This window comes from Ochrobactrum sp. A-1, assembly GCF_022488005.1.
Lineage (GTDB): Bacteria > Pseudomonadota > Alphaproteobacteria > Rhizobiales > Rhizobiaceae > Brucella.
In genome coordinates this window covers 298,507-314,781 of sequence record NZ_JAKVQC010000003.1, presented here as the reverse complement: position 1 = coordinate 314,781, position 16,275 = coordinate 298,507, and the positions used below count along the sequence as shown (strand labels likewise).

The following is a 16,275-nucleotide window of genomic DNA, read 5'->3' as shown; positions in this document are numbered from 1 at the left end:
CCGAGCACGGCGGCGAGATAAGAAACTTGCAAGGGTGAGATGATGGCGACGGCAGCAAAAAAGAAACCTGCGGCAAAGAAAGCGGCAGCGCCGAAGAAGGTTGCGGTGGCACCAACTCCGAAGTCGTACATCGCCGATCAGGTGGTGAACCAGCAGGAGATGTCCCGGATTCTTCGGGTGAGCGACCGGTTCCTTCGCATCATGACGACGGATGGTGTGCTGTCGAAGACGGGTGTTGGCTACGCCATAGGCGATACCGTCCGGGCATATGCCGATCATCTCAAGGAGGGCGCGGTCAAGAAGACCGGGAGCGAAAGCCTGGACAAGGTCCGGGAAGAAAAGGCGCTCGACCTCCGCATGAACCGCATGAGGAAAGACCGTGAGCTGATCACGCTCGATGAAGCCTTGTCCGTAGCGGACGAGCTGGCTGGTCTATTCCTTTCCTACCTCAACGGCCTGCCAGCCGAGATCACGGGAGCGCCGCGAGAGCGGCAGAGATTGAATGACATCATCGACAAGGGAAGGCTCCGATTGGCAGATCGTCTTGCCAAAAAAATCGCGGATCTACGCTCGGGTGAGGAAACTTCTGACGCCGAGGCCGAGGACTGACCCTGTCCAATGGGCGAAAGACAACCGTGAGTATCCCGACACGGCTGGTCATCCGGGCCCACGCAATCCGCACAAGACCCCGTACATGATCCCTTTTGCGATGGCCGTTCACGGCCGGACGCACAAGCGTGTGGTCATGGTGGTGTCTGCTCAGTCTGGCAAGTCGGAGACGTTTCTCGATCTGATCGGCGAGCGCCTTGATACACATCCGGTTCCGACCTTGTATGTTGGCCCGTCGAAGGACTTCATCATCAACCAGTGGGAACCGCGCATTGACGAACTCATGCGCAGCACCTGCCTCAAGGATGTCGTCGCTGCCAAGTCCAAGCAGAAGAAAACCAAGAAGCTGATCAACGGTGTGCCGCTCAGACTGGCGCATGGTGGGTCATCCACGGCGATGAAGTCGGACCCGTTCGGTCTGGCGCTCACGGACGAAGTGGACGAGTTGGCTGGAAACCTCAATGGTCAAGGCGATCCAGTCGGCCTGATCGACGCACGCGGTGATACCTATCCGGCCTTCGTCCACGCCATCACGTCAACGCCAAGCGAGGGGGTGGCCGAAGTGGAAACCGACCCTGAGAGCGGCCTTGAGTTCTGGTCTGAGGTTGACCCGGATGAGATCAAGTCCACGGTGTGGCGCTTGTGGCTGACAGGGACTCGATACCATTGGGCATGGCCCTGCCCTCACTGTGGCGAGTATTTCATTCCTCGGTTTGCCTGCCTTGCGTGGGACAAGCCGATGTCTGAGGCTGGCCGAGAACTGCCGTCGACTCCTGCATTGGCGCAGAGGACGGCGCATCTTATGTGCCCGAAGAATGGTTGCCTCATCTTTGATAACGACCCGGCACCGGGGGGAAGCAACCGCACCACTAAGGAATGGATGAATGATCGCGGTGTCTATGTCGCACCCGGTCAGTCTGTTGACTTAGAAGGCAACGTTATCGGAATGCCGCCGGACGCATGGACCCTCAGCTATTGGGTGTCCGGCCTCTGCTCTCCATTCAAATCGTGGGGAGAGCGTGCTGCAGCGTATGTCGAAGCTGTGCGCTCCGGTAATCCTCGGGCAGTTCAGTCGGTAAAGAACCAAGGCTTCGGCGAGCTTTATTCGCCGGGTGGTGGCGCAGCTCCCGAGTGGAGCGAGGTCATGGAATGCACCGACGACTACGTCATGGGCGAAGTTCCTGGAGCCGTCAAGGTTCTGACACTGACCTGTGACGTGCAGCTGGACCGCCTTATCTATGTCATCCGTGGGTGGGGTGCTGGCGGTACGTCATGGCTGGTCGAAGCCCGCGAGCTGTACGGTATGACCGAAGGTGAGGAAGTCTGGGACACGTTCGCCAATGTGCTGACGGATACCTATGACGGCCTGCCTATCAGACTCGCTCTGGTCGACTCCGGCTATCGGCCCGGCAAGAAGTTCCTTGTTCCCGAGCACCGGGTTTACGCCTTCGCTCGTCGATTCCCACATCTTGTGCGGGCGACGAAGGGGTCGTCTAACCCGATGCGCAAGCCGCTCTTGGCAAACAAGATCGACATCCAGATCGGCGGCAAGGAAATCAAAAAAGGTTTGGATCTGCTCCGGCTGGACACCGACTACTTCAAGTCGTGGGTGCAGCAGAAGATCCGTTGGGCCGATGATGCGCCTGGGGCGTGGTATCTGCCCGAGGACATCAGCGAGGACTACGCCCGCCAGATCGTTTCCGAGAGCCGCATGCGCGCTCCCGGCGGCAAGGTGAAGTGGGTGCAACGGTCGAAGGAAAACCACTTCCTCGACTGTGAATCCATGCAGGGCGCCTGCGCAATGATCCTGAACCTGTCCAAGCTACGAGACGACGTGAACCCTTCGAGGCGCGTCGTTCGTGAAGTTCAACCTACCGAGCCGCCAGAAACACCGACCCGTCCAGCCCCTAACCGGCCTGCGCGGCCATCGAGCGTTTGGGGTAGCAGAGGGAGCATCTGGTGATGGCCGAAGAACCTGAAAACGACGCACTGTCGTTTACGCCGGAAGAGAAGCTCGCTTTTCTCCGGGATCTAAAGGAAGCGTATTACCTCGGCGCCACCCGTGTGAAGTTCCGGGAACGTGACGTTTCCTACCGCAGTCGTGCGGACATGAAGGCCATCATCGATGAGCTCGAAGCCGAAGCAACCCCGCAGCGGCGCAGGAAGCACACGATCCTGACAACGTTCAGCAGGGGGTACTAATGGCGAACCTTCTGGATAAGGCCATCGGGTATTTTAACCCGAGGGCTGGAGCGGCGCGCGCTGCTCACAGACGACGTATGGAGATCCTGGATGGTGCTCGTTCATACGAGGGGGCGTCAACCGGACGCCTTGCTAAAGGCATCAACGTTGTATCGGGCACGGCGGATGCTGAAATCCGAAAAGCAGGTCAGACTCTCCGGGATCGATCGCGAGAGCTTGTCCGCAATAATCCGCTCGCGACAACGATCGTAGGAAAGCACGCCGACTACTTCGTTGGCTTCGGCATTACCCCTCGCGTCAAAGACGAGAAGGTGATGTCGCTGTTCAATAAGTGGAAGAAGGTTTGCTTCTCCGGCACTGGCCTTGACTTCGACGGCGGTGTTTATCTGCTTGCCCGGATGATGGTTCAGGACGGTGAGGTCTATGTTCGCCGTCGTGTCCGCAGTCGTGGCGACGGGTTCCCCGTCCCTCTTCAGCTCCAGATCCTGGAATCTGAATATTGCGACTGGACCAAGCAGGGCGTCCCGCCCGGCAACCCCGGCAACCGGATTATTCAGGGCGTCGAGTTCGATGCTGTCGGCAACCGCCGCGGCTACTGGATGTTCAACGATCACCCGAAATCGGGCCTGTCATATTTGACCGGCGGGCTCGACAGTGTGGTGAGCAAGTTCATCCCAGAAAACGAGATCGCTCACCTGTACGAGCCGCAGAACAATCAGGTGCACGGTGTACCTTGGCTGCACTCTGTGATGAACGAGATCCGCGACCTTAAGGATTACGAGCTTGCAGAGAACATCCGCAAGAAGGTTGAGTCCTGCATGGTCGGCATGGTGATCCCCGGCGACGAGGATGTTGACGAAAGCGATCCGAATATCGGCCTCGACGAGACAGCGGATAAGGCGGACCCTGTCGGCGTCACTGACATTTACGGCTTCCCATTTGAGAGAATGGAGCCGGGAATGTTCGGCGTGCTACGTGGCGGCAAGGACATCAAGTTCAACAGCCCGGCCATCTCGGCAGGCGTTGAAGCTTATATCCGTACACGTCAGCGCAGCATCGCAGCTGGCGTTCGTATGCCGTATGAGATCATGACCGGCGATTTCAGTCAGGCCAACTTCGCCTCTGGCAAGCTTGGCCTACTGGCATACCAGAATTTTGTGGAGATCGTTCAGTGGCATTTCATCATTCCGATGGTGCTTCAGAAGATCTGGGGCTGGTTTATCCAGGCTGCAATTCTGGACGGGTCCATCCCGAAAACGTGGAATGAAGAGGTCGAGTGGGTTCCGCCAGAAGTGGCGAGCATCACCCGTCTAGATGACGCACGGGCAGACCTCATTGAAATGCGCATTGGTAAGCGTTCACCGCAAGAGGTTATCGCCTCCACCGGACGCGATCCGATGACTGTCCTTAATGAATTCGATCAATGGAACCAAGCCGTGGACAAGACGGTGAGCAAGGTCGTCTTCGATAGTGATCCACGCAAGGTCACATCGCAAGGCCAGTCTCAATGGGTCCAGGAAGGCGATTCCAATACCGGAGGCAGCAATGCCAAAAGTCATTAGAGATGCTCTTGAGAAAGAGATCCGCATCCCCAAGCCCTTCGCGGCGTGTGAGGTGCGTTCGGATTCCTTCAACGAGGAAGACCGCACGGTCGAGGTTTGCTGGACAACCGGCGCCAAGGTCAAGCGGTATTCCTGGGATGAAGGGTACTACATGGAAGAGCTGGCCGTGGACAAGAAGGCGATCCGTATGGACCGCTTTAACGCCATGTCCCTGCTCGACACCCACGAACAGTGGTCCATGGACTCACGTCTCGGCACAGTCATTCCGGGCAGCGTGAAGATCGAGAACGGCCGAGGCTACGCCACGATCAAGTTCTCCCGCAATGAGAAAGCCGAGACGATCCTCCGGGATCTCAAGGACGGGCACCCCCTGTCCATTTCGGTCGGCTACAAGATCCACCGCTACGAAAAGACCGAAGGTTCGGACGGGCAGTTGCCTATCCTCCGGGCCATCGATTGGGAACCGCTGGAGCTGTCCGTCGTCCCTGTGCCGGCGGATGCCGAAGCCATCTCTCGATCCGAGCCGACTGGCAAGGACGTCGAAAAAGTTCTGGTTCGCCAGGAAAATCATGACGCGGCCGAGGCCGCACCTCTCACGGAGAAAACACCAATGAATAAGCGTGACGCAGCCAAGTCCTACAACGGTGACAAGCTCGACGCATTGGCCCTCGGCGCTGGTCTTTCCCGCAACGAAGGCGAGACCGACGACGCTCTGCGCACTCGCCTCATCGCCGCTTACGACGAGGAAGACAAGCAGCGCAAGGAAGCTGACGATGCGGCCGCCCGCGCTGCAGCCGAGGCCGTCCAGACCCGCACTGCACAGCAGCCAGCTCCGGTCACGCAGCCGGCCGGTGTCAGTCAGAGTGAAGTTGCCGAGCAGTCCCGCGCTGCCGTTGCCGCTGAGCGCAAGCGCGTCAAGGACATCAACGACCTTGCCCGCACGGCAGGCTTCGAAGTCACTGACGAGATGGTTCGCACGGCTGTTGACGGCGGCACGGATGTGGAAGCATTCCGCAACGCGCTGTTCGACAAGATGGTCGAGCGCCAGAACCAGTCTCCAACCTTCCCCGTCGTGGAGACCCGCGGAATGCAGGATGCCCAGGAAACCATGCGCCGTATGGTGGCAAACGCGATCTTGCATCGCAACAACGTCGTCACGAAGCTCGAAGACGGCGCTCGTGAATGGCGTGCCATGTCGACCATGGACATCGCCAAGGAACTGCTGCGTGCTCGCGGTGAGTCCACTCGTGGTTCGATGCACGACGTCGCACAGCGCGCTCTGCATAGCACGTCGGACTTCCCGATCATTCTGCAGGACATCACGACCCAGACGCTTCTCAATGCGTATGGCTTGTACGAAAACACCTTCCAGCTCTTCGCAACCCGGACGGTCCTCTCCGACTTCCGTGAAACGAAGGTGCTCGACATCGGCTCGGCTCCTGACCTGCTGCCGAAGAACGAGCACGGCGAGTTCGTATCCGGCACGGTGAAGGAATCCGAAGAAGGCATGAAGCTCCAGTCGTATGGTCGCAAGATCGGGTTCACCCGTGAAATGCTGATCAACGACCAGCTCAACGCCTTCATGCAGCTCGTCGCGAATTGGGGCCTCAAGGCTGCCAAGCTTGAAGGTGACATTGTCTGGGGCGCGATCCTCAGCAACGCCATGAAGCTGAAGGACGGCAAGGCTCTGTTCCACGCGGACCATAAGAACCTTGCTGCCACCGGCGCTGCGATCGATCAGGCTTCCCTTGAAGCGGCTCGTCTGGACTTCCGTAAGCAGAAGAACATCGACGGTGAATCCATCAACGTCACGCCGAAGTACCTCTTTGTCGGCGCTGACAATGAAACCGTTGCCCAGAAGCTGATCACCGGCATCACCGTTCCGACAACCACGGATGACGTTGTCCCGCAGGTTATCCGTTCGATCCAGCCGGTTTACGAGCATCGCATTGATTCTCTGAGCACCAAGGCTTGGTTCCTGTTCGCTGATGCGGTGTCGACCATGGGTCGCGGTATCCACTACCTGCACCTTCTCGGTTCGGAAGCTCCGCGTACGAACGAGCGTCTCGGCTTCGATGTCGAAGGCGTCGAATACACGCTGGCTCACGACTTCGGTGTTGGCCTGACCGATTATCGCTTCGCGTACAAGAACGCAGGCACCGCCAAGTAATTGGCTCCGGTCACCTCACCAAAGGGCGCTGACTAACCCTCAGCGCCTTTTTCTGTTTGTGCGAAACAAGGGAGTATCCCCATGCGCAATTTCATTCAGCCCGGCAATTTTATCACCATTGTCGCGGCAGCCGCCGTTGCCTCCGGTTCGCTCGTTGTCGCCGGTAAGATCTTCGGCATCGCCGCCACCTCGGCAGCAAACGGCGAAGAGTTCGAGCTCGCCCTCGGCGGCGTATACGAACTGCCGAAAACCTCGGCTCAGGCTTGGGCAGTCGGTGCGGAGATTTACGCTGACGCCAACGGCATCGCCACGACTGTCTCCACCGACAATACGAAGATCGGTGTTGCTGTCGAAGCCGCTGCCAATCCTTCCGGTGTTGGTCGCGTTCGCCTGAACAACAACTTCTAATCCGGCGCGCGGTGGCTTGGTAACAGGCCGCCGCTCTCCGCATGGAGATTCAAATGAAGCAGTACATCGTCTTGCTGGACACCATTCTCAAGGGCCGCCCGGTCTACGAGAAGGACGTCGTCTCCCTCTCCGATGAAGATGCAAAGGGCTACCGGGATGCCGGGCTGATCGTCGAGGCCAAGGTTGCTGAGCTGGTAAAATCAGTCACCGCTCCCGCGTCGGACAAGAAGGCTGGGAAATAAAGAGGTATCGCCATGGCAATGTTCGACCGTATGGACAAAGTGATTAGCAAGACGGTCGACCGGGTCAATGCGATCCCGTTCGTGTTTACGCCACAAGCGTCGACTCCGAACGGGAGATCCGGCCCTGACGCGGCCCGCAAGGTCGTCAACGGCAAAGGCATCTTCGACTACATCTCAGTCGAATACGGCGTGCAGCTCGGCGTGCGTCGATCCTACCGTGAGGCGAATGATCTGCGTTCGCTCCAGTCGGGTAGAGATCCGCAGCTGTCGATTGACCGGCGATATTTCCCGGTTGGTGCTGAGGAGCCGAAGCAGGGCGATCTGGTCACCTTCCCTACCCGGCCAGAGCTGCCGGACTTCCAAGTCATCTCCTCGCAGCGTGACGGCCTATCCCGCGTTGTCCTGATGCTTGTGCAACTCGGAGGTCAGGCATGAGTGTTTATCGCAGCCTCACCCGCATGGCCGCTGTATGCGCGCTTAACAATTATCTGGAAAAGCCGTGGCCCACGCTGGCTGGCCCTTACATTTTCGATTCCAAGATCGAGCCGGTTGAGGACATGAAGATCGACAGGGTTTTCCCCTGTGTCGTCGTCTACACCGACTACGATAAAGACCCATGGCCGAAGGCCGGGCGCGTCCACGAGGACCGTCTCATGTCGCTCACCTTTGAAATGCTGGTGGTGCAGACAGTGAAGAAGGACGAGGACGGAGCCATGGAGCCGTACAGCCTCGAGTGCCCGTCCACGGACAGCGAGATCGAAACGACGCTGGATGCTCTCGAGCTTCAGATGTTCCGCGCGCTGACCAAGGGCACTATCGCAAGCGACGTTTTCAACTACCTCTGCCCTTCTTATCAGACAGTGGTGAGCCGCCGTGGTGCGTCCGTTGAAGGCGGCCTGCGTCTCGCAGCACGACAGGTCACGGTGGAAATGAAGGCGATCCGGGAGAATGCCGCAGGCGTTATTCCCGGTGACATCCAACGTTTTCTCGACAGGCTGCAGACCTTCCCCGATTACAGCGACCGGGTTGACGACATTGTCGCCATGCTCACGGCCAATGCAGCGGACACGCCGAATGACCGGGCAATGAAGACGCTCGGATATACCCGCGACCTTGCAGAGAAACTCGGTTCCCCGACAGGTGTGCAGTATCTCCTGACGACGCCTATCGTATGGCATCATCAAGGGATTTCGACATGACCCCTTTCACTTTCTTCGACAGGCTGATCGAGCGCCTCGAGTCTATGGAGATGGTCGTCCGGCGCATGTCTATCCGACAGAACAATATGTTCCGTGAAGGCGTGGTGAAGGAAGTCGACTACGAGAACGGCACAGTCATCGTGACGGCTCATGGCATCGACTCCCCGCCAACGTCATGGTCGGAACAGGCGGGCGACATCAATGAATGGACACCGCCATCGGTTGGTCAGCGCGTCATGTTGGTCTCGCCGGACGGTGAGCTGAGCAAGTCCTTTATCATCAAGGGCGGGTTCACCGACGATACGCCACAGCCGCACAACAAGGGCGCTGAGAAGCGCGTAGTGATCGGCGGGGCGACCATCACCCATACGGCCGAAGGTCTCTTCATCGAGGTCGGCGGCACCACCTATCAGTTCACTGGCGAGGGATTCACCCAGACCGGTGGGAAGCAGGAGCATGACGGCAAGAATGTCGGCAGCTCACACATCCACGGCGGGGTCGTTCCAGGCGGCGCCAATACCGACGTTCCGTCCAATTAAGGAGCAGATCAATGAGCAGCAAGAAAACCTACGTCGTGAATGCCGAAGGGTTCATCGCCGGTGCACACCGCACCAAGGGCGCACGCATCCAGTTGACCGACCGTGAAGCCAAGTACCTTGTGCTTTCGGGCTTGGTTGGCGAGGCCAGCGTTAAGGCGGAGTCTCCGAAGGCTGAGCCATCCCCGGTCGTTCTGGATAAGAAGACGCGCTAATGGCTCGGGTCGGCATTGACGCTAAAACCGGTCGATGCCTCTTCGGATGGGACCACTGCCTGCAGAGCATAGTCACCATACTGACAACGGAACTCGGCGAACGAGTCCAGCTGCGCGGGTTTGGCTCGAATCTTCCGAGCATCATCGACAGGCCGCAGAACGTCGACACTATCGTCGACCTGTATGTCGCAACGGCACAGGCGCTTGAAGCCCGTGTCGAGGAAGGCAGACAGCTCGGGGAACCGGGCTTCGTTCTTCTGCGCGCCAATCTCGATGTTGAAACCCCCGGCATTGTTAGGCTCCAGGTGAGCGGCGTGTTCTTCGAGAACGGCCATCTCGGTGACTATTCCAACCCTGTCGAACGTGCGGCCTATCTCTCCCTTACGGAATCCGAAGGGAAGCTTCTGGTCGGCACGGTATGACGCCTTCCCATTCGAGAGGATTAGAACGTGGCTATCGACCTGACACTTGTCCCGCTGCCGGACGTTATCGAAACTCTCGATTACGAAACCATCCTGAATGAGATGGTCGCCGACTTCAAAGAGCGGTGGGCCAAGGTGCGGGAAATGAAACCGGAGCTCCCGGCGTACAACGTCGAGATGCTCGAAACGGACCCGGTCAAGATCGTCATCGAAGCATTCGCATACCGAGAACTCCTCTGGCGCGCTCGTGCCAATCAGGTGGCTCGCGCTGTAATGCTCGCGACGGCGACCGGGACGGATCTCGATAACTTCGCAGCTGACTTCGGCATGACGCGCCGCATCATCGGGTACAGCATTACAGGCAACCCGGTCTATGAAAGCGACGAGGAGTTCCGGCAGCGCCGCAACCTTGCGCCAGATGGATACGCGGCAGCCGGTCCAGAGGATGCCTATCGATATTACGCATGGTCCGCCGATGGCAGCATCAAGCAGGTCAAGGCGATCAAGGGCGAAAACAATCGGTGCGACGTCATCCTCCTCGGGCGTGAAGCCGACGGCACTGTCAGCCAGGACGTGGTCACGAAGGTCTACGGCGCGCTGTCTCCGAAGACCCGGCGACCGCTAACCGACAATGTCTACGTGCGCTCAGCCACGATTGTGAGCCAGGTTATCCGGGTAAAGGTCACGGCGCAGACGGGGCCAGACGTATCCACAACCGTCGCCAAGGCCAAGGCTTCGATTCAGGATTATGCCAGCTCGCGATCTGCAATCGGCACGGTGCTGCGCGCAGATGGGATTATCGCCGCCGCTCATAACGGCAATGCGCTGGAGAGCGTGGTGGTCATCGAGCCAGCGGCTGATGTCGATCCGGGCAAATACGGAACGGTCTATGTACCAGAGGTAATCGTCGAGGTGGCGTGATGGATAGCGGAGAGTCTTTGCTCCCACTGAACGCGACTGATTTTGAGAAGGCGCTTGAAGGACTCGCTGCCTTCTCCGTCAATCGGGTGGATGTCTATCTCGTCAAGAGAATGCGCGACCCGTATCTCACATCGGTCTCGCACCTTCCATTCCTTGCATGGGGACGCGGCGTTGATCTCTGGAGAGACAACTGGCCGGAGTGGAAGAAACGCCGGATAACGGCTGAGATCTACGGCATGAAGGGCCTGAAGGGCACACTGCCGGGGATCAATAAGTATCTGTCCTATATGGACGCCAGCATTTACGACGCGGTCATCCCGCCTGTCGGCATGTACCTGACGGACTATTCGGCTGATGCGCTCGACAAGTGGCGGGAACAGTTCGCCGAGCTTCGGCTGTATCCCTACAGCATACCGGGTGAACGCCCGGCCTTCGCTGCCGGTGACGGACTGCGCACAGTGCCGGGTTACGTCGGCGGGTTCTTCGTTATGGAGAACGAGGCTGCCCGGTACTACGGGCGTCGGGCCACTATCGTCGAGGACGGGGTGGAAACCGAGATTCGGTCATTCGACCAGCTCGGCACATGGGGCAGCGATGCGGCGGTCGACGTCACGACGTTTGCCATACCGGCAGACTACAACCCGATCGATACCGTCGTGGACAATTGCTACGTTGGTCTTTCCTACGTCTCCGACAAGAACCGTGGCCGGCTGATAACCATCGGTCAGGACGGAACCTTCGGCTCTGGACAGATCCCGCACGGCGTCGAGAGCGTGACCCCGCTGAGTATCGCGCCGGAGCGAATCTACGAACGGCATAGCGCTCGCTACCTCGAAGCCTTTCTGGAGTCGGGATGCAAGACCAGCGTCAACCACATGCATGTCTATTCCGATGCATCTGCACTTTACATCTATGACCGCTGGCGGTTGCTGGATGAGACCAAGGCGCGGATCGGACAGGCGGCTGGCCTGTTCTCGCCGTTCATCAACTACAGCTACATCGGCCTCACTTCATACACCGCGCTGCTCAGGGTCAAGGCTACCTACCGCAGAGAGGGAATGTGGAGTTACGTCGGTCACGCTTTCGTCGGCAAGTGCCATATCGGTCTCGCGACTGAGCGCATCAAGGACGTCGGGGAAGCGATCTACAAGTCGCGTTCCCTGCGTGACCAAATCTGGTTCACCACGGCGACCTACCGCCCCATGCGTATTGCCGATCTAAGTTTCACAGCCGACCAGAAATGGGACGGCATGGTTCCCATTGAGAGGACTTCATTATGAAGATTGCCCGCTTTACCGCCAACCAGAACGCGACCCTCAGCGATTTTGAGAACCTCGCTGAGTTCCCTCGCGATGCGATGGATACCTTGATCTCGGCAGCAGTCAGCGGCGCACTCGATGCTTGCTACTCAGGCGCAACGGTCGCCAAGACGGCAACGACGCAGGTCACGGTTGAAACGCCTGTCATCCTTTTCAAAGACGGGAAGCTCTTCACGGGCGGCGACAACGCGACGGTTCTCAATCTCCTGGCGCACATGCCAACCTCCGGCAACCGCCGCATTGTTGCGATCCTGCTTCAGGCACAGACGGCGAATGACGGGACTGAGCCTCGCGATTTCGTGGTCAATGGTTCGGTCTATCCGCCTCAAGTGGACCCGCAGCCGACAGCGACGGTTGAATGGCGCAAGGTCAACGTGGCAATCCAGCTCGGCGATCAGGCGCCGTCCCCGTCGAAGCCGGTGGTCGACAGTGCCAATACGGTCATCGCCTGGGTGACTCTCTCTTCGACGGAAATCGTACTGGTCGAGCAGAGCACAGACAATCGCATCACTACGATGCGCTCGCTGGACTCCCGCGTGCAGGTGCTCGAAGGATGGATGGATGAAACTCAGCCTGTCGTCGAAGGTCTCAAGACCGATGTATCCAAGCTGGTCGCATCGAACGCCGACAAGCTGTCGCGCCAGATGCAGGTCTACATCCTCGAGCAGCTCGCGCGCGTAGCGGAAATGACCGGCATGCCAGACGGAAAGTCCTACTCGAAGTCGGATTACTTCCTCGACCAAACGGACAGCGACCTCGAACACCTGCAGTCGGTAACGAAGGTTGAAGAAGGTATTCGCTTCGCTGACGATAATTCGGCGCAGATCGCCCTCGGCCTTCTGACTCCGTCTGACACCAGTATTCAGGTATCGACGGGTGGTATGGTGCTTCCGCGCTACGCAGAGAACAACCTGATCTCAATCACGTCGAAGTCGACGGAGCACGCCCTTGCAAACGGCGGCTCCCAGACTATCGAGTACACGCTGAAGACGATCTCGAAGACGCGCATTCGTTATGGTGACCCGTTTCTCGTTTGTACGAATGCGGCTTGGTGGGCGACTGGCCGTTACGACCAGACGAAAGGAATCTTCTACCAGAACGACGGCTCGCAATATAACGTCGAGTTTGTACAGGGCACGGACCCCGCGCACTTTATGATGCGCGCCCGGCAGATTTTCTACGACAGTTATGAAGAGCCGTATTGGGCAGCGACAATTGTTCAGGCATCTTACACCGGTCAGGTGGCAGGCAACACCTTCATGATGCCTCGTTCAGGTTGGGTGACAGGTGTGAACCTTTACTTCAGTCGTGTAGACGCTGGCGGCGGTGACGTTCGCATGGCTCTGTGCGAGCTGTTCGAAAACGGTGCACCGAACTACGCAAGCTGTCTCGGAGTTACGACAGTCGCAGCAGCCGATCTGAAGATTCACCCGATTGCGACCAAGTTTGCAATCGAGCCGATCTTCCTTGAAGGCGGTAAGCGTTACGGCTGGTTCGTCATCACCTCCGGTAACCACTGGCTGGCAGTGGCGGAAAACAACAAGTACGCACAGGGTTCGTTCTTCGTGTCGACGGACGGCCTCTGGTCACAGGGCAGCATTTCTCTGGACGCTTGCTTCGAGGTTCTCGTAGCAGAGTTCAGCGCTCCTCGTGTGACGGTCAATCTGACGGCTTGGAATCTGTCAGGCGGCATCTGCGGTATCGACCTTCTCACCAAGCAGGTCGTACCGGATGGTTGCGAGATCTCGTACGAAATCCAGATTGGCTCGGTCTGGCATACGATTGAAGCGGTTGCGAGTGGAGCCTCGCCGCTGTTCAATCTGCCGGCCAACATCAACGCTCGCATGGTCCTTCTGGGCACCACCGAGCTGATGCCGGGCATTAACCTCGGGCAGTCCAACGTCACAGTCTCTCGTCCACGGACGAATGGCGTGCACATCACGAAGGAACGGGTGGCGCCGGGGCCGGTTACGGAGATCATCGAGATCCTCGTGCTCGAGCATTACGATGAGACCAACCATGACCTGTCATGCTCGATCCTGACAGGAGCTGGTTACGGCACGGAGACCCCACCTACGGCAGTCACCGACGAAGTACAGGCCGACGGTTCGATCCGCCGGGTTTCCACTTGGACTCTCGGCACCGCGATTACCTCATGGAAGCGCAAGACGACATATGGAACAAGTTCGGCACTTGCTGTCTTTCTTGTCTCATCTGCGACAAGTGTGTCCTACCCGTAATCGTCACCCGACCTACACCATCATCAAGCCCGGCCATTGCGTCGGGCTTTTCATATAGGAGAGAGCAACATGGCAAAAGCGCAGATCGATCCGTCTACGCTCTACAAGGTCGCCCTTGCGAAGAGCGTGAAGATTGGCCGGTTGATTATCAACCCGTCTAACAGCACGCGCATACGTGGTGACACACTGGCTGTCCTGATCGATCAGGACAAAGACGCAGTAAAGAATTACGAGGCGGTTTAAAATGTCTGACCTGTCTAGCTTCCTCTCAACCCAGAACAATGCGTGGAGCACGCAACTTTGGGACGGCCTCATCGAGGCAATCGGGGCTAGACTTGCGCCCCTCGAAGAAAATCTTGGTATCCAGCGTGAGGTCACCGACGCTATTATTGCTCGCGGCCTCACTGTGATCGAACAGGAACTGACGCCTATCGTCAACAATGCGGAAGAGTATTTCGGTCAAGCTCAGGCGGACCTAGATGCTAAGACTATCCGTTTTGAGAAAAAGGTCACAGGCGGGACCGTCGTTGCCTTTTCCACGAGCTCATCAAATCTTGTATTGGGTGGGGTCGCCACGCTTGTTTTGGACCCGGCTGACCGAGAGTTTTTTGCCACCACCCCTTATGTTGCAATATCTCGTGCATCAACCGTTAACAATTGGGCTATCGGGAAAGTCAATAGCTTTAACCGAACCACCGGCCTACTCAGCGTCACCCTCGAAAAAGTGGAAGGCACGGGCGGGCCTTACACCGATTGGGTGATCACGAGTTTGCCTGGAGCAACGATGCTCCAAAAATATTACTACGAGCAAACCGTTGCGCTTCGTGCCCAGGTGGCGACAGACAAGTCTGGCACCGCCGCCGACAAGAACGCGACTGAAACAGCCCGCGATGAATCTATCAACGCTCGGTCTGGTGCTGTGTCGGCAAAAACGTCGGCCGAGCAAGTGTACGCCGATATGCGCAAAGCGGTAGCGGCACCCGTAGTGATTCCAACAAACCCTGTTGAGGGGCAGTTGTGGTGGGACGGAGAAGTCACGCGCGTTTATCAGTCCGGGGTTGGCTTTGTTCCGACCGTCACGGTGTCCATAGGTGGACGGCGGTACGAAAAAGGTATCTTCGGTGTTAACCCCGATGGCGTGATTAATGTGGCTGGCGGCTTTACCGCTGCATTGGTTTTTGTCAACGGCACACTGTTGGACGAAGATACACATTACACGTCTGACAGTCCCACGATCACTGTACTCAATGCCGTAGAGGGGGATCGTTATTTCATCGAGGCGTATCTTTCCACGAGCGCCGTTGACTATTACACTAAGGAACAAGTCGACAACAAGGTCGGAGAGCCGAATGGCATCGCTGGCCTCGACGACGGTGGCAAAGTGCCTCCCGCTCAACTGCCAGCCCTGACAACCACCGCTACCGTTGGTGCGGCAATGGCCGGAGCCAACGGCAAGGCAGTTCCCGACGATAGCGACTTCTTCGGCGGTGTTCTGGCTGGCGGCTCGACCATGTTCAAAGCGACATGGGGCAACCTCAAGGCCGCACTCAGAGCAGCCTTTGACTTGATCTATCCGCGTCTAACGGCAAACAATAATTTCACCGGCTTGAATGATTTCGGCGCGCAGATTCAGATCAAGGGGGGCGGCTATCCGCAAATGCGTTTGGTAAACGCGGCGGGCGGCATTGCAGCAACTTTTTACGCTGACACTACCACTAACTTCGCGCGAATTGAGACGTATACGTTCGCCGGTGCAGTGTGGGGTTCCCTTGTGATAAAGGGGGGCGGCTACAACGACTTGCTTATAAACGGGGCTACCGTGTGGAACACTGGCAACCTGCCAGGGGGCGCGGTTGCCGATATTTCCGGTTCGAATGCTTCATATAAAGTGTTCAGCGGACAGATGATTGAAGCTCGCGTTCAAGCCGTCGCACAAGCTTGGGTTCCGTTTCAGGCGGCGGGCTTCTTCAGCACCACAATCGCAGATCAGGGGTATGTATGGCAGAACGCTACTGGCAAACCTGTAATGATAACCGGAAGCATTGTCGCTGCCGGGGCCGCACAAGCTGAAATCAGCGCTCAGGGCTCTGCATATGAGCAAATTGCGGGCGCAGTTTCGTCAGGCGGATCGAGAGCGAATTTTGCAATCATGATCCCTCCGGGCTGGTTCTTCCGATTCTTGAGTACGAGCGGCACAACCAATTACAGCCTTCGGCTACAGAGGTTCTAA

Annotated in this window: 17 protein-coding genes; all 17 read left to right on the top strand. The window is 57.9% G+C overall.

Annotated elements, in window-relative coordinates; genetic code table 11:
* Positions 1 to 42 precede the first annotated feature (42 nt).
* The 17 genes from MKS82_RS03110 to MKS82_RS03030 all read left to right on the top strand — a co-directional run bounded on the left by MKS82_RS03110 (position 43) and on the right by MKS82_RS03030 (position 16,275).
* Positions 43 to 609 (top strand): hypothetical protein, encoded by a 567-nt coding sequence (locus MKS82_RS03110; protein WP_240578335.1) that lies wholly within the window; start codon positions 43 to 45, stop codon positions 607 to 609.
* Entirely contained in the window at positions 503 to 2,572 is a 2,070-nt protein-coding gene (locus MKS82_RS03105) for a terminase gpA endonuclease subunit (RefSeq protein ID WP_276313241.1), read from the top strand. Before MKS82_RS03110 ends, MKS82_RS03105 begins: the two co-directional genes overlap by 107 nt.
* Entirely contained in the window at positions 2,572 to 2,811 is a 240-nt protein-coding gene (locus tag MKS82_RS03100) for a phage head-tail joining protein (RefSeq protein ID WP_109369010.1), read from the top strand. Before MKS82_RS03105 ends, MKS82_RS03100 begins: the two co-directional genes overlap by 1 nt.
* A complete protein-coding gene (locus tag MKS82_RS03095; protein WP_240578333.1) occupies positions 2,811 to 4,373 on the top strand; it encodes a phage portal protein in 1,563 nt (520 codons plus the stop codon). Before MKS82_RS03100 ends, MKS82_RS03095 begins: the two co-directional genes overlap by 1 nt.
* Entirely contained in the window at positions 4,357 to 6,543 is a 2,187-nt protein-coding gene (locus tag MKS82_RS03090) for a prohead protease/major capsid protein fusion protein (RefSeq protein WP_240578332.1), read from the top strand. The genes MKS82_RS03095 and MKS82_RS03090 overlap by 17 nt, the downstream gene beginning before the upstream one ends.
* 81 nt (positions 6,544 to 6,624) lie before the next feature.
* Complete coding sequence (locus MKS82_RS03085) at positions 6,625 to 6,951, top strand: DUF2190 family protein (protein ID WP_240578331.1); 327 nt, start codon at positions 6,625 to 6,627, stop codon at positions 6,949 to 6,951.
* A 53-nt stretch (positions 6,952 to 7,004) separates the two neighbouring features.
* Positions 7,005 to 7,193, top strand: coding sequence for a hypothetical protein (locus tag MKS82_RS03080; RefSeq protein WP_240578330.1), 189 nt, complete (start codon positions 7,005 to 7,007; stop codon positions 7,191 to 7,193).
* Between the two features lie 12 nt (positions 7,194 to 7,205).
* Positions 7,206 to 7,628 carry a hypothetical protein gene (locus MKS82_RS03075; protein ID WP_240578329.1) on the top strand — a complete coding sequence of 141 codons (423 nt, stop codon included), beginning with the start codon at positions 7,206 to 7,208 and terminating at the stop codon, positions 7,626 to 7,628.
* Positions 7,625 to 8,392: a hypothetical protein gene (locus MKS82_RS03070; RefSeq protein WP_240578328.1), complete on the top strand. Its 768-nt coding sequence runs from the start codon at positions 7,625 to 7,627 to the stop codon at positions 8,390 to 8,392. The genes MKS82_RS03075 and MKS82_RS03070 overlap by 4 nt, the downstream gene beginning before the upstream one ends.
* On the top strand, positions 8,389 to 8,931 hold the full coding sequence (locus MKS82_RS03065) for a hypothetical protein (RefSeq protein WP_240578327.1): 543 nt from the start codon (positions 8,389 to 8,391) through the stop codon (positions 8,929 to 8,931). Before MKS82_RS03070 ends, MKS82_RS03065 begins: the two co-directional genes overlap by 4 nt.
* A gap of 11 nt (positions 8,932 to 8,942) precedes the next feature.
* Complete coding sequence (locus MKS82_RS03060) at positions 8,943 to 9,143, top strand: hypothetical protein (protein WP_240578326.1); 201 nt, start codon at positions 8,943 to 8,945, stop codon at positions 9,141 to 9,143.
* A complete protein-coding gene (locus MKS82_RS03055; RefSeq protein ID WP_240578325.1) occupies positions 9,143 to 9,565 on the top strand; it encodes a GPW/gp25 family protein in 423 nt (140 codons plus the stop codon). The genes MKS82_RS03060 and MKS82_RS03055 overlap by 1 nt, the downstream gene beginning before the upstream one ends.
* 27 nt (positions 9,566 to 9,592) lie before the next feature.
* Positions 9,593 to 10,486, top strand: a complete 894-nt coding sequence (locus MKS82_RS03050) for a baseplate J/gp47 family protein (RefSeq protein ID WP_240578324.1) — start codon at positions 9,593 to 9,595, stop codon at positions 10,484 to 10,486.
* 17 nt (positions 10,487 to 10,503) lie between these two features.
* Positions 10,504 to 11,766 carry a phage tail protein I gene (locus MKS82_RS03045; protein WP_240578323.1) on the top strand — a complete coding sequence of 421 codons (1,263 nt, stop codon included), beginning with the start codon at positions 10,504 to 10,506 and terminating at the stop codon, positions 11,764 to 11,766.
* The gene (locus MKS82_RS03040) at positions 11,763 to 14,045 is read left to right on the top strand and encodes a hypothetical protein (protein ID WP_240578322.1); all 2,283 of its coding nucleotides are present in this window, start codon (positions 11,763 to 11,765) and stop codon (positions 14,043 to 14,045) included. The genes MKS82_RS03045 and MKS82_RS03040 overlap by 4 nt, the downstream gene beginning before the upstream one ends.
* A gap of 69 nt (positions 14,046 to 14,114) precedes the next feature.
* Positions 14,115 to 14,288 (top strand): hypothetical protein, encoded by a 174-nt coding sequence (locus tag MKS82_RS03035; protein ID WP_240578321.1) that lies wholly within the window; start codon positions 14,115 to 14,117, stop codon positions 14,286 to 14,288.
* Position 14,289: 1 nt separating this feature from the next.
* On the top strand, positions 14,290 to 16,275 hold the full coding sequence (locus tag MKS82_RS03030; protein WP_240578320.1) for a hypothetical protein: 1,986 nt from the start codon (positions 14,290 to 14,292) through the stop codon (positions 16,273 to 16,275).